This window comes from Escherichia sp. E4930, from assembly GCF_005845405.1.
Taxonomy (GTDB): Bacteria; Pseudomonadota; Gammaproteobacteria; order Enterobacterales; family Enterobacteriaceae; genus Escherichia.
The window spans coordinates 24,097-46,205 of the sequence record NZ_VCDZ01000003.1 but is presented as its reverse complement, the minus strand read 5'-3'; the positions used below and the strand labels follow the sequence as shown (position 1 = coordinate 46,205).

General features: G+C 53.7%; 22 protein-coding genes, 1 tRNA gene and 2 pseudogenes. 1 reads left to right on the top strand and 24 read right to left on the bottom strand.

Going from position 1 to position 22,109, the window contains the following annotated elements:
• Positions 1-10 precede the first annotated feature (10 nt).
• Together hyaB and hyaA are read right to left on the bottom strand one after the other, a co-directional pair.
• Positions 11-1,804 carry a Ni/Fe-hydrogenase large subunit gene (gene hyaB, locus FFT88_RS03375; RefSeq protein ID WP_135404153.1) on the bottom strand — a complete coding sequence of 598 codons (1,794 nt, stop codon included), beginning with the start codon at positions 1,802-1,804 and terminating at the stop codon, positions 11-13.
• Complete coding sequence (hyaA, locus tag FFT88_RS03370) at positions 1,801-2,919, bottom strand: hydrogenase 1 small subunit (RefSeq protein ID WP_010344442.1); 1,119 nt, start codon at positions 2,917-2,919, stop codon at positions 1,801-1,803. Before hyaA ends, hyaB begins: the two co-directional genes overlap by 4 nt.
• Positions 2,920-3,323: 404 nt before the next feature.
• Between hyaA and FFT88_RS03360 the strand changes: the two genes are divergently transcribed.
• A tRNA-Ser gene (locus FFT88_RS03360) sits at positions 3,324-3,411 on the top strand.
• A gap of 163 nt (positions 3,412-3,574) precedes the next feature.
• Here FFT88_RS03360 and FFT88_RS03355 read toward each other — a convergent pair.
• From FFT88_RS03355 to FFT88_RS03250, 22 genes and pseudogenes are all read right to left on the bottom strand, one after another.
• A pseudogene (locus tag FFT88_RS03355) lies at positions 3,575-3,679 on the bottom strand (DUF4376 domain-containing protein); the annotation flags it as partial.
• 387 nt (positions 3,680-4,066) lie between these two features.
• Complete coding sequence (locus FFT88_RS03350; RefSeq protein WP_240731054.1) at positions 4,067-4,675, bottom strand: DUF4376 domain-containing protein; 609 nt, start codon at positions 4,673-4,675, stop codon at positions 4,067-4,069.
• On the bottom strand, positions 4,672-6,294 hold the full coding sequence (locus FFT88_RS03345) for a prophage tail fiber N-terminal domain-containing protein (protein WP_135404151.1): 1,623 nt from the start codon (positions 6,292-6,294) through the stop codon (positions 4,672-4,674). Before FFT88_RS03345 ends, FFT88_RS03350 begins: the two co-directional genes overlap by 4 nt.
• A gap of 23 nt (positions 6,295-6,317) precedes the next feature.
• Entirely contained in the window at positions 6,318-6,863 is a 546-nt protein-coding gene (locus FFT88_RS03340) for a tail fiber assembly protein (protein ID WP_135404150.1), read from the bottom strand.
• Positions 6,864-6,865: 2 nt separating this feature from the next.
• A pseudogene (locus tag FFT88_RS03335) lies at positions 6,866-8,121 on the bottom strand (phage tail protein).
• Between the two features lies 1 nt (position 8,122).
• Positions 8,123-8,677 (bottom strand): phage tail protein I, encoded by a 555-nt coding sequence (locus FFT88_RS03330; RefSeq protein ID WP_135404149.1) that lies wholly within the window; start codon positions 8,675-8,677, stop codon positions 8,123-8,125.
• Positions 8,677-9,585, bottom strand: a complete 909-nt coding sequence (locus FFT88_RS03325) for a baseplate J/gp47 family protein (RefSeq protein ID WP_135404148.1) — start codon at positions 9,583-9,585, stop codon at positions 8,677-8,679. The genes FFT88_RS03330 and FFT88_RS03325 overlap by 1 nt, the downstream gene beginning before the upstream one ends.
• On the bottom strand, positions 9,569-9,922 hold the full coding sequence (locus FFT88_RS03320) for a GPW/gp25 family protein (protein ID WP_105224473.1): 354 nt from the start codon (positions 9,920-9,922) through the stop codon (positions 9,569-9,571). Before FFT88_RS03320 ends, FFT88_RS03325 begins: the two co-directional genes overlap by 17 nt.
• A 2-nt stretch (positions 9,923-9,924) precedes the next feature.
• Complete coding sequence (locus FFT88_RS03315) at positions 9,925-11,097, bottom strand: contractile injection system protein, VgrG/Pvc8 family (protein ID WP_135404456.1); 1,173 nt, start codon at positions 11,095-11,097, stop codon at positions 9,925-9,927.
• An 11-nt stretch (positions 11,098-11,108) separates the two neighbouring features.
• Complete coding sequence (locus tag FFT88_RS03310; protein WP_135404147.1) at positions 11,109-11,324, bottom strand: tail protein X; 216 nt, start codon at positions 11,322-11,324, stop codon at positions 11,109-11,111.
• Positions 11,299-11,778 (bottom strand): phage tail protein, encoded by a 480-nt coding sequence (locus FFT88_RS03305; RefSeq protein ID WP_135404146.1) that lies wholly within the window; start codon positions 11,776-11,778, stop codon positions 11,299-11,301. Before FFT88_RS03305 ends, FFT88_RS03310 begins: the two co-directional genes overlap by 26 nt.
• Positions 11,775-13,433, bottom strand: a complete 1,659-nt coding sequence (locus tag FFT88_RS03300) for a hypothetical protein (RefSeq protein ID WP_135404145.1) — start codon at positions 13,431-13,433, stop codon at positions 11,775-11,777. Before FFT88_RS03300 ends, FFT88_RS03305 begins: the two co-directional genes overlap by 4 nt.
• A 102-nt stretch (positions 13,434-13,535) precedes the next feature.
• On the bottom strand, positions 13,536-13,835 hold the full coding sequence (locus FFT88_RS03295; RefSeq protein WP_001025007.1) for a phage tail assembly protein: 300 nt from the start codon (positions 13,833-13,835) through the stop codon (positions 13,536-13,538).
• Positions 13,836-13,879: 44 nt separating this feature from the next.
• Positions 13,880-14,386 carry a phage major tail tube protein gene (locus FFT88_RS03290; RefSeq protein ID WP_135404144.1) on the bottom strand — a complete coding sequence of 169 codons (507 nt, stop codon included), beginning with the start codon at positions 14,384-14,386 and terminating at the stop codon, positions 13,880-13,882.
• Complete coding sequence (locus tag FFT88_RS03285; protein ID WP_135404143.1) at positions 14,383-15,843, bottom strand: phage tail sheath C-terminal domain-containing protein; 1,461 nt, start codon at positions 15,841-15,843, stop codon at positions 14,383-14,385. The genes FFT88_RS03290 and FFT88_RS03285 overlap by 4 nt, the downstream gene beginning before the upstream one ends.
• A 38-nt stretch (positions 15,844-15,881) precedes the next feature.
• Complete coding sequence (locus tag FFT88_RS03280) at positions 15,882-16,502, bottom strand: phage baseplate assembly protein V (RefSeq protein ID WP_046788663.1); 621 nt, start codon at positions 16,500-16,502, stop codon at positions 15,882-15,884.
• Positions 16,495-17,064: a hypothetical protein gene (locus FFT88_RS03275; RefSeq protein WP_097728341.1), complete on the bottom strand. Its 570-nt coding sequence runs from the start codon at positions 17,062-17,064 to the stop codon at positions 16,495-16,497. The genes FFT88_RS03280 and FFT88_RS03275 overlap by 8 nt, the downstream gene beginning before the upstream one ends.
• A 17-nt stretch (positions 17,065-17,081) precedes the next feature.
• On the bottom strand, positions 17,082-17,765 hold the full coding sequence (locus tag FFT88_RS03270) for a hypothetical protein (RefSeq protein ID WP_135404142.1): 684 nt from the start codon (positions 17,763-17,765) through the stop codon (positions 17,082-17,084).
• Positions 17,766-17,786: 21 nt separating this feature from the next.
• The gene (locus tag FFT88_RS03265) at positions 17,787-18,143 is read right to left on the bottom strand and encodes a hypothetical protein (RefSeq protein WP_000554575.1); all 357 of its coding nucleotides are present in this window, start codon (positions 18,141-18,143) and stop codon (positions 17,787-17,789) included.
• Positions 18,143-18,472, bottom strand: a complete 330-nt coding sequence (locus FFT88_RS03260; protein WP_071290241.1) for a DUF2190 family protein — start codon at positions 18,470-18,472, stop codon at positions 18,143-18,145. The genes FFT88_RS03265 and FFT88_RS03260 overlap by 1 nt, the downstream gene beginning before the upstream one ends.
• A 72-nt stretch (positions 18,473-18,544) precedes the next feature.
• The gene (locus FFT88_RS03255; protein ID WP_135404140.1) at positions 18,545-20,635 is read right to left on the bottom strand and encodes a ClpP-like prohead protease/major capsid protein fusion protein; all 2,091 of its coding nucleotides are present in this window, start codon (positions 20,633-20,635) and stop codon (positions 18,545-18,547) included.
• Complete coding sequence (locus FFT88_RS03250) at positions 20,592-22,103, bottom strand: phage portal protein (RefSeq protein ID WP_135404139.1); 1,512 nt, start codon at positions 22,101-22,103, stop codon at positions 20,592-20,594. The genes FFT88_RS03255 and FFT88_RS03250 overlap by 44 nt, the downstream gene beginning before the upstream one ends.
• Between the last annotated feature and the right edge of the window lie 6 nt (positions 22,104-22,109).

The window sequence follows — 22,109 nt, the reverse complement described above, 5'->3', positions numbered from 1 at the left end:
TCCTTCGCTGTTAACGCACCTGCACGGAGATAAGCTCGCTACCGTCGTCGCCCAGCACATGAGTTGAACAGGCGAGGCACGGGTCGAAGCTGTGCAAAGTACGCAGGATTTCCAGCGGCTGTTCAGGAATAGCCATTTTGGTGTTCATCAGCGCCGCTTCATACGCACCAATTTGCCCTTTGGGATCGCGCGGGCTGGCGTTCCAGGTGGTCGGCACCACGCACTGATAGAGATCAATCTTGCCATCGCGAATGGCGGCCCAGTGACCTAACGCCCCGCGCGGCGCTTCGGTAAAGCCAACGCCCCGGCACTCTTTCGGCCAGGTCGCAGGTTCCCATTTGTCAGTGGAGGCGGTGGCGAGGTTGCCGTTTTTCAGGTTGGTCATCAGCTTGTCAAAGAAGTACTGCAACTTACCTGCGGCCCACTGCGCTTCGTGCGCGCGGCACAAAATGCGGCCCAACGTTGACTGGATGCCGGTAAGCGGCAGGTTCAGTGCCGACATCATGCGATCGACCGACTCAACGGTTGCCGCATCGCCTTTGTGGTAAGCGATCAACGTGCGCGCCAGTGGCCCCACTTCCATCGCATGGCCGCGCCAGCGTGGCGCTTTGATCCACGAGTAGCGTTCCTGTTCATTCAGCTGCTGAATGTTGGTGTCACTGCCTTTGACATCGCCGGGGTTGTACCACGGATCGGTAATACCATCGAAAGGATGACGTCCAACCCGATCGTCGGGATAACGATACCAGGCGTGATCGACAAACTCCTGCACCTGCTGCGGATCAACCAAATCCACTGGCAGCACATTTTTGAAGTCGCCGTTGATCACCGCGCCGCCAGGCATCAACAAACTTTTCTCACCAAAGTCGTTGGCGATATCGGGGAACGCACCGTAGCTGAGGACGCATTGATCCGAAAGGCCCGTGCCGATCTCGCTCCACGGTTTGTTGAACTGGCCGATGGCTAAAGCGTCGGGGATCATCACGTTATTAATGAAGTCCGCCGTACGGGTAATGATCGACTGCACCAGGTTCAGGCGTTCCATATTGACCGCCCCGACCGCGCCGCTTTCGTCAATGTTAATTGCGCATGGCATCCCGCCGACAATCCAGTTTGGATGAGGGTTTTTACCGCCAAAGACCGCGTGGATTTTGACAATTTCACGCTGGAAATCGAGAGCTTCGAGATAGTGGGCAAAGCCCATCAGATTGGCTTCTGGCGGCAGTTTATATTGCGGATGGCCCCAGTAGCCGTTGCGGAAGATCCCCAACTGCCCGCCTTCAACAAATTTCTTCAGTCGGTTTTGCACATCGAAGAAATATCCAGGAGACGATTTCGGCCACGAGGAGAGGCTTTGCGCCAGTTCGGAGGTTTTACGCAGATCGGCTTTCAGCGCATCTAACACATCGATCCAGTCCATCCCGGCGAGCTGATAGAAATGCACCAGGTGATCGTGGCACCAGAGCGTTGCCAGCATAATATTGCGGATGATATTGGCGTTGTCCGGCACTTTAATACCGATGGCATCTTCGATGGCGTAAACCGAAGCCAGGGCGTGTACGCCGGTGCAAACGCCGCAAATACGTTCAACGAACGCCCACGCATCGCGCGGGTCGCGCCCTTGCAGGATGATCTCCAGTCCGCGAAACATAGTGCCGCAGGAGACGGCATTGGTTATCACATTCTGATCGTTGATGTTTACTTCGCAGCGCATATGGCCTTCGATGCGCGTGATCGGGTCGACCACCAGGCGGCGCCCGGCATTGTTGATGGTGTATCCCTGAGTTTCGTACTGAGTGCTCATGCCTGTTTATCCTCGTTGCCCGGCTGTTGTTCTGCTTCTGCAAGTTGCTGGTTATGACGTCTGCGCTGGTCAACGGCGCTGGCGACTGCATGTACGCCAACCGCCGCAGCCACCACGCCAAGCGCGGTTAAGCCGACGGTATCGGCGGTGGAGTGAGTCCCCATTTGCGGAATGTCGACCACGCGACTGTAGAACGAGCCGCGATCCCAGAAGCCATTTTCAGAACAACCAAGACAACCGTGACCAGACTGGATCGGGAAGGAAACGCCATCGTTCCAGCGGGTAGAGGAACAGGCGTTATACGTAGTTGGCCCTTTGCAGCCCATTTTGTACAGGCAGTAACCTTTACGCGCCGCGTCATCATCCCAACTCTGGACGAACTCTCCGGCGTCGAAGTGGGCGCGGCGATAGCATTTATCGTGGATTCGCTGGCCATAGAACATCAGCGGACGCCCCATTCTGTCGACATCCGGCAGGCGATCGAACGTCACCATGTAAGTAATGATGGCGCTCATCACATCCGGGATCGGCGGGCAGCCTGGCACTTTAATGATCGGTTTATCGGTGATCACTTTGTCGATAGGCGTTGCCTGCGTCGGATTGGGCCGCGCGGCCTGCACGCAGCCCCAGGACGCGCAGGTTCCCCAGGCGATAATCGCACTGGCTCCGGCAGCGGCACGTTTGAGTTTCTCAATAAACGGTCGACCGCTGCTGATACAGAACATCCCCTGCTCGCCCAGTGGCGGATTACCTTCTACTGCGAGGATATATTTGCCATTGTATTGCGTGATGATGTCTTCAAAGACTTCTTCCGCCTGAGTTCCGGCGGCAGCCATCAGAGTATCGTCGTAGTCGAGAGAAATAAGGGAAAGAATGACATCCTTCGCCAGTGGGTGAGCGGAGCGGATAAAAGATTCGGTACAGCAGGTGCATTCCAGACCGTGGATCCACACCACCGGAATGCGCGGTTTATTTTCCAGCGCCCAGGCAATCTTTGGTGCCATTCCCGCGCCTAATCCCAGCGAGGTTGCAGCCAGACTGCAATATTTGAGAAAGCTGCGCCGGGTGACCCCCTGACGCCGCATGGCCTGGTAAAATGTCTCCTCGTTATTCATATCGCACGTCTCTTCTCCTTGCGACACCAGCAGGACGCCGGGCGCTTATGGTCGGCAAGCGACGTCCCTGTAGCAAGGCAAACCATCGTTTTACGTGAGATGCTGAAAACGAAAGCTCATCCTTATGCACTGGCGCACGTCGCCAGAAAGTATTGTTAATAAATCGTAGTGAAACTTTTGCACAAAACAATACAAACTGTGTGGATTTGTCTTTTAGCGATAAAAATGGACCTTATTTTCCTTAAGGTTTGGCGCAGAAGAATTACGAGCCCATTTTTATGGCGATAGAATGTCCAAATTGCTGTTATTTCAAGCTATCGACACGCATTTGTCTGTTTTTCAAGCAAACAAACAAATTGGGGGTTTACACGACGCATCGGGATGTTTATAGTTCGCGTCATTCCGGAAGTGTGGCCGAGCGGTTGAAGGCACCGGTCTTGAAAACCGGCGACCCGAAAGGGTTCCAGAGTTCGAATCTCTGCGCTTCCGCCAAATAATCAAGGGGTTACCAAGTGGTAGCCCCTTTGCTTTTTGAACTCTTGGTATAAACCTGGTATACCAATTGGTATATTTTCAGTCTTTAATACCTGCGATTATCTTTTGGATTTTTCCCGCGAGTACATCTTTTGATGACTTTGGTGTCGTTCATATAGCCTCAAAGTTTTTCTGAGCTAATGACCAGTTTTCTGATTAAGCGCAAATCCTCCAGGTTGTTCAGTTCATCTTTCATCTCGCGTTGGCACTGATAAATTTCATCGTTCAACAGAACTGTGCAATAGCCAGCCACTGCGTGTCCTTGCATACAGCGTGAATCCATTTTTGTGTTCGCAAAACCGCACAAGGCTCTTTTCAGCCCGACCTTGTTTTAGGTCAAATTTTCACATCGTTTTGTGTATTTATCTCATAAGCATGACTGATAAACATTTCTACAATAAATGGTGACAGGAGATTTATTTTATCGCGCTATCGGTAAATTCACCTGTCAGACGCAGCATCAACCCAACGCCCGGTTTTTGTTGCGCCTTTAGCTGAAATATCCCGTTTGTCAGTATGTTTGTTCAGAATTATTATGTTACCCCGTCTTGTGTAGCGACCTGTTAGCCATGCCTGAGGCCTCGTTATCACTTGCTGAAGACGGGGCTTTTTTTTACTGTTTAGCAGAAGCCTGCTGGTTTTCCTGCTCTGACTGACCGTTGATTGTCATCTCTCTGATTGAGTGTAAATCCTCCAGATTATTCAGTTCTTCCTTCATCTCACGCTGGCGTTGATAAATCTCGTCATTGCGATCGGCCTGTGCCTGCGCCATTGCTGCCGCCAGTTCTTCCAGCTCAGACATCGACAGTTGCACCTGTTGATTATCGGCGTCACCCCACGTCATCACGTCCCGTGCCGCATCAGATTTTGCAGCCATTACCACGGGTGCAATACGCGCCATCGAGTCCGGCCCCGCATTCCAGGTACGACCGTTCCATTCGCATGTGAACGGCTGCGCCTCCTGTTCTGTGCGCCATGCCTCGATTTCCTGGCGTTTAGCGGCTTTTGCTGCTTCCAGCATTTCCGGCGTGACGCTGAACGGGGCAATTTCGCCCCATTTGCCACTTTGTAGTTCCTGCCAGATGTGCTGGCCTGTCTCTGCTGTATCTTCTGCCGTGGCTGTGTAGGGGATGGGGGTATCCATCCCTTCAAACAAAACGTCGCAGTCAATTGCGCCGGATTCGGTATAGCGGGGATTCGTAATTTCTTTCACTTGCATCATGCAATCCTCATGAATAGCGCAACAAAAGCCTGGTCGCTGTATGTTGTGGGTGCTCCAGACAGTGAAACATAGGTTCCGGGGAGTGATTTGCTCTTGCAGCCGGTAATATAGAATCGCGGTGTTGCCGCATACGTACCAGACGGGGTGAACGGGCACTCTATCGCCACAGGTGCAAGTCGTGAGCCGGGGTAAGTCTGACCACGGGATACTTTAATATTTGTGTCGCCGTCAGCGGTTCCCTGGTATGACGCCAGAATTAAACTTCCTGGCTGCGCCGGGTCGCGCCACTCATTGTTATAATTACTGTTAAACGAATACAGCATGGCCCGGACATCAGTAAGCGATGCCAGCTTGCGCCAGCTTATTGTCGAGTTGCTCTGAGCAATACGCCTGCCGATGTGCAAGCATCCGTCATTATCGTAAAAAGCCAGTATTTTCAGAACCTTCGAAGCATCGTTATATCCGCTGCCATTAAGCCACAGCAAATCAACAATCCCCCACTTGTCTCCTTCAGGTGCGAGGTATTCTTTATCACTGGCGCTGACGTAATAACGACCAGGTTTCGCCCACTGTGACCACCACGACGCCGTATAGCCCTCATGAAAATTTATTCGCCCCTGGCTTTGGTCTTCAAATGTGTAGCCAAATCCGTAAGCCCCGGCGAGTGGCAGATGCACCCTTTGTTCATATTCGGTTCTGGCTGGCCATGTATAAGGGGTGGTAATTACCTGTTTATTTTTTACCCCGGAAATCTGTAAATTCCATTGGGCCTGAGCCAGTGCTGACGGGCCAGCATCAACAATTTCCTGAAAGTTGTTTTTTATCTTGAGATACCCACCCTCCAGAATTTCGTCAATTTCGCCTTTGGCGTTCTCTGCGGATTCTGCGGCTGTCGCTGCATCCTGCGCATATTGTTGAGTCTGCTGCTCGTGTTGTTCTGCTTTCTGCGCGTGTTTTTGTGCGTTCTGTTCGCTCAGTGCCGCATTGTCAGCACTGTTTTTTGAGTCAGTGGCACTGTCAGCAGAATTCTTTGCTGCCTGCTGCGCCTTTTTTACCGCATCAGTAACATTCTGCACGCCCTGCTGCACCTGCCCGGCGTTCAGCTCAACTTCTGAGGCCAGCTGTTCAACTTGCTGTTTGCTGGCTGCTACGACTTCTGCATTCTGCTGTACGTTATCCGCCAGCGTCTGGCAATCATCCTTAATCTTCTGCGCATCAGCTGCGTGTTGCCCTGCCTGCTGCTCGCTTTCCGCTGCCGCTTCCGCGCTCTGCTGCGCCTGCGCCATCATTTCCTCAAAGCGTTTCACCACATCGGGTTTGAGGTCGCCTTCATCAAGAGCGGTCAGAAAATCATTCAGCGTGCCGGGCTTTGAGTCATCGTATACAGCAATATCTCCAACACAATATTCATAATCATCTTTAATCCATTGCCTGAGATAAACACAGTATTTCCCGAGCTGTGCCTCGAACGAATATTCCCCATTATTTCCGGTCACCACGTCAGCAACTGTGCGCATCACCACTTCTGAGGTGTTTACCCGGGATTTCAGAATTATGTGGCATCCGGACATGGGGATGCCTGCGCCATCAATCAGCGCACCTGATATCACTACAGACATAGTTTTTCTCGCGATTAATTAAATCAGGAAGAGACTTCCGGAGAGACGGGCCATTCAATGGCTCTGTATGAGGTTTTATCGGTAATAGTGCTGAAATCCAGCGCCTGCAGCGATTTCGCATAAATGCGGTACGCTTTCAGCTTCTCCCTGTCTTCGTCACTGATTAACCCCAGCAGCAGGTCTGTTTCCCGGTCTGCGGTTAACCGCTTTATATCCTTGAGCTTTCTCACCCGCTCATCTTCTGCCTTTTTACCGTAGTCAAATATGAATTGACCATCCCGGTAAAACCAGTAACCCGACATGTCAATTTGTCGGTTAGCTGTGTTATCTGCAATTTCAATTACACTCCTGTTCCTGGGATTAATTGACGCGGCATCTTTTCCAACCCAGGTAACTTTCCCTGTATCCAGATATTCAACTTTTAATGTGTCAGGTGAAAAATTTTTCTGGATTTCATACCAGTTTTCACCGGATTCTGTATACAACCACTCAACACCGTATCTTTTAGTTAACTCATATTGTTCGGGCGTTTTAGGATTCCCTGTCCGGATATTTTTTAAATGCAGCATAATTACATACTCGCGACGTTATACCAGGTTCCGTTAATCAGTTTCTGAAGGGGGCGGATAAACCACCCGTCGGCAGAGTTATCCCAGTCTCCGTAGCAATAGCCACCCACACTGACATAACCAGAAGGGGCCAGGTTTGAGCCTGTACTGCCCATCTGTTGATAACCACCAAGACGCATGTCCTGCACACCCACTTTATTTTGCAGATAAGCCGATAACCAGCCGCCCCATGCGCTGCCATACACGTTACCGTCTGTGGCAAGCTCTGCGTTGCCAGCCTGCAATTTCCCTGTTGCAGCACTGTTCCCGATGACTTTTAACGACTTCAGGCTGTAATTTTCATTATTAAGAAAACGAAATACTGCCTGGTTGTTTGCATAAACATCCAGAACGCCGTCGCTGTTATATTTAAGGCCGGTGTCGTTATCGCCGATAGCTATTGAGCTTCCGCCCAGTGCGTTCTGAACGCCGATACCTAATGCACCGTTTACTTTCGAACCGCCGCCAACAGATACCGGGTGAGACATGGAAACTTCACCCGTCCGCAGGTTAATGCTGAACGGTCGCAGTGGGCCAATATCGCCTTCTTCCCCCTGATTTTCCCGGTAGGTATGAGATGCAGGTGCTCTTCCGAACGACGAAAAATAAGGCCGAATGCTGCATCAAATATCCTGAGCGCATTAACCGTGCCAATTTTCAGCTCTCCGGACATTTTATCGCCGGAACGTTGAACGGCATTTTTTGCCTTGTCCACCGTGGGTTTTAATCCGAGGTTTTCAACAGCCTCATCCCTGTCTTCCACATCCGAAAGATTCCTGTTCTGTCGCAGAAACAGACCATCTCCGGTTGCCACCTTCAGTGTAACCTGCGCGCTTTCAGCCACTGCCAGCCGGAACTGCAGTGTGGCTGTCACACCATTTTTCGGTTTCTCAATGGCAGCACAACTTCCGACGGCATAAAGCTCACCATCGGTGGTCAGCAGCCCCGCTTCCCTGACCGTAAATCCCCCCACGCCCTCCGGCAGCACAAGATACGCAATAAACTGGTTTTCCTGCTCAGGCGAGACCGCCAGACGTGATATGGTGCCGCGATAAACTTCCCTGACCAGAGCCGTCTGCCCTGCCTCTGGCGTGACAGCATTTCCGTTTCCGTCTCCCACCACAAACTTGTCTAATACGACCGGCGCACCACCCGCCGCAGACGCTGCCTCCAGCGCCTTTCCCTTGTTTGTCAGAATACTGCAATGTTTCGTGGTCACGTTATTCTCCCGCCTCAATCACCACATCAATATGCGCGGTCACCGCGCCACCAACATAAAACTGGCTGTCCTTTCCGATATCCGTATTTACGTCAATGGTGCTCAGGCCGCTGCGTAAATTCTTGGCCTTAATGACCAGCGTCCTGACCCGACTGTAAAGCACACTGTCAGCCCCTTCCCGCAAAAACAGCTCCACACGAAAAGTGTACGGTTTTTTGCGCGGTGAATCCTGCCACCACTCTTTGATTGCTGCCGGAACACCAACCGCACCAAGCGCCCGCAGCACCGCCCCCGCCGTCCCCCGGTGCTGATGTACATATGCCGCATCACGTAAAATCTGCCGCTTCTGCTCTTCGCTCCAGTCGTCCTGCCAGAAATCCACAGCAAACTCCCATGCCAGCCACGGCAACAGATGCAACGGACAGGTATCCGGATTTTTCACCTTTCTGACCATATCCGCATCAAGCGTCAGGATACTTTCTGTTGTGGCCTGCTCCTGTGACCGCTCCGGCCTGACAGCGGAAGGCGGCAGAAGTGAGCGAAACGTCTCTGTCATCACCACACCTCTCTGCGCGTCACATTAACGGCGGCACAACGGGGAGCCGTACCGGTTGCCGGTTCAATATCAGCCCGGGGACTGGACAGAATAACCCGCGCCACACCGGTCTGTTGCAGTGCTGCGTAAATAGCGGACAGCGGCACCATGCCATTAATCCGGTTTGCCAGCCGGGTATAAGACATCAGCGTGTTTTTCGCATTTTCCAGCACTTCACCGGCATCCGGACCGTCCGGTATTTCCAGCTCAGCCGTCACGGTATAGTCATTAATAATGGCGCTTTTCACCGTCACAAAATCCGTCAGCGGACGAATTTCATCAGCATTCAGCCGCGCACTGACCGCATCCAGCAACGCCTCGCTGGCAGTGCCATTTCCTTCACGGGACAATACGTAGACATCCACCTCCCCCGCACGCCCGTGCTCTTCCGGACCATAGGCATCAGCATCCAGCACATCTTCATCAGCAGAACGGGCATGAAAACGATAAGCATTGCGGGCGCCTGCAGTATTCAGTTGCGACCAGGACAACTGAATGCGTTCGCGAAAAGCGTCGTCCTCTTCCATAACCGCATCCGTCGGAGGCACGGCATCCGGATTTGCCGGAACAATCACCATACGTCCGACATTGAACGCCGCGCCAATCTGATCGAGATCGGCATTCTGCGCACTTGCCAGAAAAACGGCCCGCACAGCATCATTCACCCGCTGAAAAGCCAGGGTAAGCTGAAAGGCTGTCACTTCGCCCTGCTTGTAAGCCGGGTCGGATTCCACCAGGGCATCAAATTCAGGATCCAGTTCGCGCAGACGTGCCAGCCAGGCCCCGAAAATCACCGCCGCATCAGGCACCACGATGGCATCCGGTACGGGCAAATCCGAAAGATTGATCACATCATAACTTTCTGCCATAAACGGTTATTCCTCCTGTTGTCACCTGTGTACCGGTTTCCGTATTCGTCCCCATGATATCCACCACACATCCGGCCTCATCCTCCGGAAACGTTACGATCACTTTTGACACTTTCAGCCGGGGCTCCCAGCGTGCCAGCGCCGTCGCCGTGGCAGCTATTATGCGCAGCCTCAACAGGTCATCCCGGGGAGAGTCCAGCAATTCAAAAAGATCGCTGCCGTAATCCCTGACCAGAACACGGCTTCCCACTGGCGTGTTCAGAATATCGCTGACAGACTGGCGCAGATGCGCCGCACCGGACAGACGCTTCCCTGTCCGGCAGTTCACACCATTCATGATTATTTTTTTCCCGATCCGGTACCAAAATAATCCGGCCCTGTTTTATCACCGGATTTTTTGCTTTTGATTTCAGCCACCAGATTAAACGTGAAGGTAAAGCCTGAAGAAGAGAGGGAAAACGCCAGTGACTCCACGAGCCAGCGGCGATCTTCCCGCTTACCAAATCCGGATGTCACCACGCCGGATTCGGCGGTCATGGCAACATATGAAGGACGGCACGGCCCCGTCAGCGTCATTTTCCGGCTGTTGCGTTGCGCCTGCGTTTTTTTTGATTTTGCCTGTTGTTCAGCCGTTTCCTTTTCCGGCTGCGTGTACGGGCTGGTCACCGACGAGCCGTCATGCTCCACGGTTGCCGTTTTGGTTCGCCCGTCAGCCTTGTCAAAATAACGAACCGTGATTTTTTCTTTCTTCTTTTCTCCGGTAGAGCTCCCCCGTTCACCTTCCTGATAATTCCAGGATGACACCACGGAAGGCGTCAGCGTCACGGTCTTCAGGGGCGCGCCCGATACGGTGGTTCCGGCTCCCTGCTCCAGAAACAACCAGTAACCTCCGGCAGGTTTACTGACGGCGTTATACGTCCGGGCAAGGCGGGACAACAGGCTGGCATCCGATTCTGCCACCTGATCCACATGGGTAATGCGGATCCCCGCCAGCTTCTCCGCCACCCGGGCCTTCAGTCCGTTTTCCGTGGCAACAGTTTTCACCAGATCACCCAGCGTGAGATTATCCCAGCTGCGTGTTTTCTGATTCAGCACATCACCGGACTGCTTTTCCGCATTCATGGGGGCAGCGGTAGCATAAATCTCGATCCGCCGCGGCGGGCCGCTGCTGCTCACGCCGCACACCACAAACCAGCCCTTATCCACCAGATTACCGTTAAACCCCATCGCCACCCGCAGACGCGCCCCCTTTGTCGGCAGGGGCAGTGTTTCAGAAAGCAAAGTGATTTTCAGTTCATCAGATTTGGCGGTGGCTCCGCCGTAATCCGTCAGGGTGATATCCACAAGATAACGGGCCAGCACCCGCGTGATATCCCGCCCTTCAGCTGTCACCCGATACGCCGGGCAGAATTCCCGGACGGTCGTGGCAATGGTTTCCTGTTTCTTCTCACTGTTCAGGGACGCCTGATACGCAGCATTTATCGCCTGCAGCTGTTCTGATAATGACGTTATCATCTTCTCCCCTAATCCCACAGGCTGTATGGCGACTCAGACACCTGTTGTGTGATTTCAGGCAACACAATGCGGATCCCCGCCGGATAAACCGCGCCCTTCTCTGCCAGCCCCTGATTGGCCTCCAGCACAAGAGTGAGCACGGCAGACAGATTTTCCGTGCCGTAATGCGTGGCGCAAACCGCATCAAGCACATCCCCGTCACGGGTTATCCAGGTCGTCGGCATAATGTTTCAGCTCCAGACTCCACTTTTTGTTACGGTGCCCGCCACCAGGTAAAAAGCGGTCGGTGGAATCAGAAAAACGCTCCACCACCCACCATCCCAGCACATCACCTTCTCCGCTGACCAGCAGTTGCGGCTCAGCCTTATTCGCCAGGTCATACAACGTGTTCACCGCCTCCGTCCCCGACTTCCCCAAAAAGGCGTGCGATTCCCCTTCAAGGCGGACGGTTCGCCCGTTTTTCCCGGTGTACTGCAGCAGACTCTGCTGCCCGATACGCGACTGCTCGCTCCAGGTCCACCCGGCCTCACGGGTCAGCTGGTTATATGCCGTGGTATCCACGGAAAAGGCGAAATCCCCCAGCATCAGCATGACTCTGGCATCTGCAGCACCACGGAGATAACTGTTGTCACGCTGAAGGCTGTCTTCAGCGAGAGCAATAACCGACCCCACACTCACCAGACACTTCCTCCATCCCACAACGCATTATTACCACTGAAGGCCGGGTTGTTTTTCGTCATTCCGGCAATGGCGTCCGCAATACCCTGTTCGCTCTGTCCGGGCTGCGCAACAATGTTGAAGTTATAATTCTTCACACTGTTGTCATTCAGCTGTGCGCCGGACTGTCCGCTCTCAACAGGAATGGCCTGCACGGCAGCCTGCCATGCCCCCGCACTGGCAAAAGGATCATCCTGTTTTCCGGCAGATCCTGCCTGCGCTGCCGGCAACGAAAAATCGAACGTTTTTTCCGGCGTGAGGTAACTGTTCACCGATTCATGAAACGCATCCGTATCCACAATGCCCATAAAGCCCTTCGCGGCGTTATATTTTTCACGGACACTCTTTTCAAAATCCGGATTATTTTTCAGTTGCTCATCAAGCCAGGCATCCTGCCCGCTGTTCCGGGCCACTGTCCGGGCAGCGGTCATGTCACCACGCCCGATATACTCCAGAATCTGCTTCTGATCGCCCTGTTCATCCGGTAATAACCAGGCGAGTTTTTTGGCTACTGCAAAAATAATTTTTCCGACAAAAATGACGCCTTCGCCGAACTTCAGGGCCGCCGGATACAGCGTGTCCCTCAGAAAAGACACAACTTTTTTAATGCCCCCGCCTTTAAACCACTCTGCCAGGTCACCCGCTGTCTGTTGTATAGCGGGGGCCAGCTCTGCGCCCAGTTGTCCGGAAATTTCTGCAACCGCAGAAGAAAAAACCTGCTGCAAATCAGAAACAGCCTTGTTTCCGGCAAGTGCACCAGCCACACCCTCTTTTGTCACCAGGTTATATTTATCCTGCTCAGCCAGCAGTTCCTGAAAGCTTTTTCCTGAACGTTTGATCAGCATCAGCAGTTTACTGGCTTCACCACCAAACAATGCATCCAGCGCAAAAGATGCCTTTGATTCATCTTCCAGAGACAGCGCCCTGTCGATAATTTTTTCGAACTGCGCCTTATCACTCAGTCCGGCAAGATCGCCCTCCTTAAATCCCAGCGTTTCAAAGGCGTCAGAAAGCGAACTCTGCTTGCCATTTTGTTTATATTCCCCGGCCTTATGCAGGTATTCCTCAAATAAATCCCCGATATTATCGCCGGTCATATCGTACTGTTTTGCCAGGGCGTCCCAGTTCATGTACGTGCGGGTATCCACGCCATACGCAGTCGCTTTACCCGCTGTTTCAGCCGTCTGCGCATTCATGGCAGCCGGAGCAATCAGCGCACCAAGTGCCGTGGTCACGGCACCGCCCCCCATCGCCAGACCGGCATTCCAGGCAAATTTGCCGGTTCCGGCAAGCAGACTTTTTCCCTTCCCCATAAAACGTCCGAGCCGATCGCGACGCTCAAGGCTTCGGTTCAGTTTTTTCTGGGCCGCATCCGCTTTCTTAATTTCAGCAGTGAGCCGGGCGTATTCATCCTCCATCGACTTAAAACGCTTCCCTGCCAGCGCCGCCCGCTTCATTTCTGCTGCCAGCTCTGCCTGCTCCTTACGTAAACGCGCAGCCTGCTGCTCCACATCCTGCAGATTTTTTCGCAGATCCGTCGCCGAACGGCGCCACGAACTGTCCAGTTTGCCCCCGAACGACACGGTGGCCTTAAGATTCTGGCTTACGCTTCCCACGTTTTACTGCCTCCACTTCATCCAGTAAAAATGCCGTAAACACACTGAACGGCATGGACAGATAATCGGAAAGAGGAAAATGCAGCCGCCGCCCGAGAAACCTTAACCCTCTGAAGATTTCGGTTTCGGTCGCTTCCCGGGTGGCAGCATAAAAACATTAAAGGCATCCGTCAGCTGGGCATAATCCGCTGCGGTCAGCAGCCAGATATCCTGCTCACTCAGATTACAAAGCTGCGCAATCATACGCGCCTCTTTTTCCTCCTCTGTTCCCCGGTCTTTGGTGAAGGCAATGCGATCGCGCACCAGCGGTTCGCGCATGGTGATGTGTTCCAGCACAGCCCCGCCCCCCAGAGTGACAGGTGTGTACAGTGTGATGGTGCGGGTTTCACCCGGAATATTCATAATCTGCTCCTTAAAAAAACGGCCCGCAGGCCGTTATGTGTTAATCAGAGACGCACTTTTGCCGACAGACCGGCAAGTACATTCACACCGTTGATCCGGCGTTCAAAACGCTCAGTATCAATCATAATGAGTTCGTTCCCCTCCAGCGTCTGACGGTAATAATTCACCGCGATTTCCACTGTCATCGCATTTTCTGACAGCCCGCTGTTTCCGCGCGCATCCGGCGTCACCGTTTTCACAAAACCTTCGATTTCTTCGGTGGTCCCCAGCGCGGTGCCGTTCGCCAGATAGCCCTGATAGGCCGTGAAGCGGGAGCGGTTGCCACTGACAAATCCGAGACTGGACAGCATGTCTGTATCCAGACCATAGAATTTAATCTGGCAGGTCAGCGCCTCCATGCCGTCGTCAACCGGCGTGGGGGCATCCTGTGCCCCGGTGCGTAAATCAGTGGTGGTTATGGACAGCGTGGGTGGCGTGAACTCATGCGCTCCCTGAATACGGATCCCCTGGCGGAAAAAAGTCCAGGCGCGTAATGTGTTTTTACTGCTCATGTTGCCGTCATCTCCTTAATGCCGTATTCGTTGTTGACGCTCACCCGCATGCTGATAAGTTCCGTCGGCGATTTGGGACCGAAGTCATAGTTGATGTACAGTTCACCGGCTGCCAGCGTTTCGGCGGTATTCAGTTCCGGATCCAACCATGCCCGCCCCCCGAAGATGGCACCTTCGGCCACCAGACGGCGCATATACGCATTAATGGTGCCGATGATGTCGTCCGCATTCTGACGATCGAGCGGGCGGTCAACATACGCCAGCATCGCCTCCTGAATACTGTCTTCAATCACATCCGCAGTACGGCGGACAGACTCGAAATGCCACTGGGGATGGGACGAGCACAGCCGGTTTCCCCAGTGTTTAAATCCGGCGCGGCGAATCAGGGTGGAGACATTCTGCATATTAAGCAAGTTGGCATCGCAGTTACGCTCACCGAGGATAAATTCATCCACCTGCTCAACACCGAGGAGGTTGTAAACCTCCTGGTTTGATTTGCTCCACCACCACCCTTTTTCATAGTCAATACGGGCACGCAGTCCGGCTGCAAACGCCGAATACGGGCGATACACCAGCTGCCCCTCTGCATTACTGACCTGCACACGCGGGCGCAGTAATTCAGTCCGGGCACCGTAAGACTGGCGACGCTGCACCACTTCCTGCAATGTCGCGCCCGCAGCACAATCCACGTACGCCACTGCCCGCAGTTTTCCGGCCACAGTTTCCAGTGCCTTACCCACCGCATCGTCTTCACTGAATCCTGGTGCGATCACAATACGTGGCTGATACGTGGTGACGGATTTTGCCGATGACAGCACGCTGATCCCCGCAAGAATGGCAGCACGCTGCTCTTCCGGCTTCGTTTTTTCTTCCACCCGGACGATCACCGACAGCGCGTTACGCTGGTCGTTAACCTCCGTCAGCGCCTGCTTCAGTGTTCCGCTGCCCCCCAGACGTGAAAGCGCCGTCGTTCCCGCCATCGCCACTGGCGTGTTCAGCGGAAACGGTTCATCTTCACCGCCACTCAGTGTTCCGGAAAACGGCGACACAACACCGTCACCGCTTCCGGTGGCACTCACCCCGGCTCCCGCCACCCCATTCACAGCCGTCACAACATCACTGACGGTGGCATTACCTGCCCCCTTTTCACTGCAACCCAGCGTAATCAACAGGCTTCCGTTTTCCCATTTTGCTGACGTGGGGACCGCACCCGCACTTTTTTCTTTGACAGCCTGTTCAGCAATAACGGTAATGGTATTTCCGCTCCGTCCCCCCGCTTTTGCCGTAAAGGTCAGCTCGTTATCCAGCAGCGGCGTTCCCGCTGTCAGTGTCGCTGCCACAGCTCCGGCAGCCTGCGGCGCGGTTCCCACCACACCAATAATGGCTGTCTCTATTGTGGTTACCGCCACCGTGCCTGCTGTCAGCTCGATGGTTTCCACACCATGTAATTGCCCCATTTGCATTCTCCGGACATAAAAAAACCTGCCGCAGCAGGTCACATTTTCTGATTCGGTACTTTCGTGGTTCCCCCACTGTCTCCGGGATGGTCGTGTCCATTAAACGTTTCCCGGATCCGGCTCATGCTGCCGGATTTATCCGTCACCTCTCCTTTTGCATAAAAATCACTTTTCACCACCACTTCACCTTCAACCATCGTGCGTCCGTTCACGATCAGGTCTTCTGAGATCATGACGTTTCCGTCCAGCACACCATTCCCGGTAATGGCATAGGTGCCCCCTTCCGCCAGAATAATGGTCAGTGAGTGCGTCTCCCGGTTATAGCAAATTTCCGTGCCATCTCCGTAACGGGTGATGTGCTCACTGTCACTGCCCTGCGGAGCCGGTGCCGCACCGGTATTCCAGCCGGGAAAAACACGACCGTTATTCAGCTCCCCGGCCTCTGACAGCACCGTAACCGCATCACCCACAGCAAACGGCTCAAAATCTGCCCGGTTTTTTCCGGCAAACCCCTGACATAATGGCAGCCAGGTGGTCACAATATCCCCCAGATCCACGCGGCATTCCGGAAAACCACCGTCCAGCCGCACCGAGTGGATCACCCCGCGCCGGACCATATTTGCCAGACGGCGCTGTAAATCCCCCAGAACCTCATTCACGTGGCTTTCCCTCAAAAATCAGCCGATAATCATCCACATGCTGTCGCCCGATCTCCGGTGCCACGCCCAGCCAGGCCCGCTGTAGCGGCAGGTTATCCGTGGCAAAGGGATCCATACCAAACGTCACCGTCTGGTTAAATGAAATCTGCCAGACCAGATAATCATCCAGGCGCGGATCGGTTTCATCTGCGTCCGCCGAAATAAAAATGGCAGGCTCCACATTTGCCAGTCCGAACGTCTGCCCGTCGAGCCAGTGCGACAACGCGGCGGCCGCCGAACGGATAAAAATATCCGGCTTTATCGCCTTGCGTTCTTCTTTTTTTTCTTTATCCGGCTCACCGGCACGGTCAACCAGCACCCACAGCGCGGCAGACAACACCACCGTCATCTGCCCGTCTGCATTGCTTTTCGCATCCCAGCCATCCACCGCCAGAAATACCGCCGGAGTGACCAGTTGCGTGACCCGTTCCGGATAGGTGTCCGCATCATTGATCCATTTAAGTTTTTTCAGGGCATCCAGCACAGCAGTGTGCCAGGATGCCATGCATAAGGGTTCAGCCATTACATCCTCACGTTTTTTTATCGGGGGTTCACGGTAATGCCATACTTCGCACGTCGCCGGATGTCTGATTCGAACTCTTTCATAAAAATTTCCAGGCACTCTGCAAAAGCCACATCTTCAACATAATCCATCGTACGGGCATAAATACCGGCTTCAGCCTCCCGGACACGCCCGGTTTCCGGATTTTTGATGATGATTGTTCGTCGGTTCTCTTTGCGACTACGTATCACCAGCCCGTTTTCATATGCGGTGGGAGATAAAAACGAACCGTTGGGTTCAAAAACCGGATCGCTGGCTTTGCGGCGACGCCGTCGGACACGATTCTCTTTGATAAACCGCCCGGTTACCGGGTCACGGAGATCATGATGACGAACACGTCGCCCACGAATGCGTCCGCGCAGATCCTTTATCTTGATCGCATTAAGACCAAACCAGAAGCGGGCTTCATCCATTGCATTACCCCGGGTAATGCGAGTGGAAAAAAGGCGCCTGCGCAGCATGTCCATTTTGCGGGGCGCCAGACCGGTTTTCAGTTCCGCAAGCGCCTTCATGCGCATTTTTGATGCTGTTCGCTTCAGCGCACGGGAATAGGCCATACGGAACTGGTGCTGCGTTGCACCAGCCTGCGCCGCAATATCCCGCAATTCATCTACGTCGATATCGAACAACAGATTTCGCCGGATGCGTGATGTCCGCGCCATTGCGATATCTCCTTATGAAGTTTATTTTTTACTCCATTCGATGGTCGGTAATGACGTCCCCCGTCCACGCCCGAGCGTTACGCGTGTGCGCCCCATTTCATCCGCACCAATATGCGTGACGCGGTAAAATTCGTGGTTCAGCTCCACTGCGCAGTTTGTGCTGAGTCCCTTAATATCCTCTGTCAGTGCGCTGAATGCCGGAGCCTGATCGTTAATTTCTCCACCCCCCGGAACACGAACCGGCGCATCCGGAGATTCAAAAATCACCATAACAGGGCGACGCTCACTGCCAATAGACAGTATCGCCGGACACTCCTCGGAAAAAAGCCGGGAAATGCGGGCATCTGCCCGCATCAGCCGTTTATAAAATCGATGCATCAGTACCCCAGACGCACACAAACACAGGCATCTCCGGCTTCAGCCGATGCCCATACTGTTCCCACCAGCGTATTACCTGATTTCGTTGCAGTCAGTGTTGCCGTATCCGCTTTGAAATACACCAGCTTGCCTTGCGTCAGCGCCTCTGCCTCTTTAGGCAAAGAGAAAACTCCCGTCGTATGCAGAATACCCACATCCCCGTCCGGAATATCAGCGTGAGCAACACCAACAAGATTATCCTGAACAACCAGATCGCCAGATGACACCGCCTTTCCGGTCCCATTCAGCCAGTCGACGTTTTTTCCGTCCTGAACAAAATTTTTTGACATTTTTTTCTCCGGTAAATGCGGCACAAAGTGCGCCGCTTCAGCCATAAAAAAACCGCCCTGTCCGGCGGTTATTTATTGTTTTTTCACTTTGACCATGCCACGCCAGTCAAGCGGTGCCACTCCGGCATCAATGCGCACCTTGAATGCTGCACCATCAACCGTAAAGCCCTGTTGCTGCTCCAGATACGGCGTATCAATACCGTCGAGGTAAGCCACTTCAATCGTGTCACGCCCCTGCGCTGCCACCAGGTAATAATCCGTCGGGCTGCTGTCATCAAGACGGGCCTCTGACAGAACCGTGGCAAAATTCTGAATCGGGTTAATAATGCCGCTGTTCGCATCTGCACCAGGCACGCTGGCAGACTTAATCAACTGATTGGCACGCGACTCAATGGCAACAGGCGTCAACATAAAAGCAGGACGAATGTTCAGGCGACGGTCACCCGATTTCTGGAGCAGCATGGCTTTACGCCCGGAATCCAGCCCCTCAATAGACAAATCGGCAGTCACCAGGTTGCCATGATCTGCATGGAACAGCGGTTTACCATCCGACATTTTCGGATTGCTGGTCAGCACGGCCCAGACCAGATCACCCACGGTAGTACGCGCTGCCGCCCCCATTGCCATCGGAATACGGGTCAGCATATCCAGGTCATCATTGATGATGGTCTGGCGATCAATGCTGAACAATTCGCCATAAGTCGCCAGTGCAATCGGTTCGCCACGATCTTTCAGGGTCACATATTTATATTCAGCCCCCGGCAATACTTTTCGCAGCGTAGGGAAAGTTTCCAGCCCGACACGATGCGCGGTTTTAAAATCAGTCAGCGTTCCCTTGCGGGTCCATTTGTCAAAATTTTCGCTGGCATCATCCCATCCCTGCAACGCAGCTTTATGAGCCACATCCATCAGGATATTGCCGAAATCGCTGCTGCTGTGAGTAAATGCCAGCCCAACCATCGCCATCGGTGCGGAATGACCGGAGATACCGATACCGCGATCAACCAGCGAAGCACGCGCCAGCTCGCGCAGAGTAAAACCGTTATAAGCATTATCTTTTTCTGCTTCGGCATATCCGGCGCGTGCCATCACAGCCGCACGAATGGAATCGCCGACCAGATTACCGTTCCCGGCATGAATATGAACAGCGCCCGGGCCTGCACTTGGTGTCGTTCCGGCTGCCAGCGCCTGCAACAGTTTTTCACGGGCCTGTGCTTCCGTACAGGTCATGTCGTTCAGACACTCCGCTTTCAGTGCGGCATAAGACGGGAAAGAGGCAAAAACTGCGGTTACCGCCTGCACACGTTCCGCATTGGCTGCCATCAGTTGTTGCTGAACCTGCGAAGCAATTGCGCTGATATCCACATTTCCGGTTGATGGTGTCTGCTGAGCAGCGATCTGTTGCGCATTTTGCGGGGTTGCTTTCGTCTCCTGCGGCTGTCCGTTCGTCGTTTCTGCACGTGGAGCAAAAAGCGCGTTAAGCTGTTTTGGCATGTTATGATAATCCTTCAGTTTATTTTGGTTCACACAGGCCGCAGCCTGTAATTCAGGTTCAAGCGTATCAGCGAAGCCTTTTTCCACGGCTTCAGCACCGTTCAGCCAGGTTTCTGCTTTCAGCATGGCTTCCAGCTCATCCTGCCCGAGTCCGGTTTTATTCATGTAGGCTGACAGCATCAGCGCCTCATTGCGATCCAGCCAGTCGGCATAATCACGCATATCATCAGAATCACCGGCGATCCCGCCCCACGGCTTGTGCACCATCAGCCAGGCGTTTTCAGGCATATGCACGGTGGCGCCGGGCAGGCAGACAATCATGGAGGCCATGCTGGCAGCAACACCGTCCACCCAGATATCCACCTTCGCTTTCAGGCGTGACAGCGTGTTAAAGATGGCAAAGCCCTGCATCACATCACCGCCCGGGCTGTGGATATGCAGATCAATGGCGCTGGCCTCAAACACTCCCGCATTTTTACAGTCAGAAATAAACTGCTGCGCGGTGATGCCCCATCCGCCAATCACGTCATAGAGGTAAATTTCCACCCGCCCGGCAGTCTGTGCACGGATTTCATACCAGCACTGACCATTAGCGGCATCCACCCCCGCAAGGCTGGCGCGGGGATTAATCATCGTCCCGCGAAGACGCGGGTTTATCATTTGCTGCATCAGGGATCGCTCCTTTATCGTTAGCGGCGTCAGAATCGAACACCAGCCCGTTTTCCCGGTTAAATTCAGTTTCACGCAGTCGCTGACGTTTGACCTCCTGCGGTGACTGCCCACGGGCACGTATCCACTCAGCCTCCGTCCCGGCACCACCGCGAAGAATGGCCCGCCATGCTGCAGCCTCCTTCACCGGATCAATCCACGGCATCACCGGGCCAAGATAAGTGGCATTGAAAAGTGTGGACATATCCACATCAGGAGAAATTTCAAGAAAAGGTATCGCCTGCTCCAGCCATGCCCGGTACACCGGGCGGCTGTACTGACCGACAAACCACTGCTGTAAAACCCCGTAGCCTTCGTAACCTTCCACCAGCTCCTGACGCTGCGAACTGTAGGAGCCGTTATAGTCACGGGCAATACTGGAATAACTGCCACGGGTTCCGGCAGCCACAGCACGCAACTGCCCGTTCCGGAATTCATAAAGATGAACATTCGGACGATTCGACTCCACCATCCCCAGATCTTCACCGGGGGCCAGTTCGTCAAAAATCATGCCCGGTGAAATATCAAAATACCGGGGTTTTTGTTCTGTGGGTGTCCAGTCGTTATCCGTCGGAAAGCTGGCGGCATCACCACGCTTAATGTAGAAACCCAGCGCGGCAGCAATACGGGCAGCCACACGCTCTGATTCTTCGTAATCTTTCAGATCAGCAATCCGGCGAATCACACCATGTAACAGGCTGACACCTCTCACCTGATGAAGCCGTTTCCGCATCGCCAGATGAAGCATGCTGTCTGCGTGAACAGTTTTGAGATCGGCGCTGAATCCACGCATATTTGCAGGATGGTATTTATAAACCCGATACCCTACAGGCCGCCCCCAGTTGTTAAGAATAATGCCCTGACGGACTTGCTGACCCGCGTTCGTGTTCAGACTGACCGGAACAAAATCTGCTTCGAGAAGTTCCAGTGATAATGGCACCACAGTGGAATGATTCAGACCGGCGACAGGACCACGCACCAGTTGTACGAACATCTCGCCATCACGCAAAGCAGATCGCAATGCCATCCGTTCGGCCTCCGGACGGGTGAACATCCCCGTGACCTCAGGGCGAACAGACCATTCAGACCACAATGCCGAGATCTGCTCTGCCAGCGATTCATGCAGGGTGCCATCGCTTCTCAGTGGTTGTGGTTCAACCTGGATCCCCTGCGCGCCAATAACCCGCTCTTCCAGCTTATCCAGCAGACCAATCACGATATCGTGATCTTCATCCAGCGCCCTGGCCTGCTCCCTTAACGAGGTACAGGCAGAAAAAACCGCAGTCTCGGCAGAACGACTCTCGCGCCGGGCTTTATTCAGGCGTGAAGGCTGCGCCGCCTCATAAGCTCTCAGCAGCATTTTGTTTCTGGCGCGCGAAACCGCCCACCCTGGCGCAATTGCGCCAAGTGCTTTATCAAAAAAACCCATAAAAAA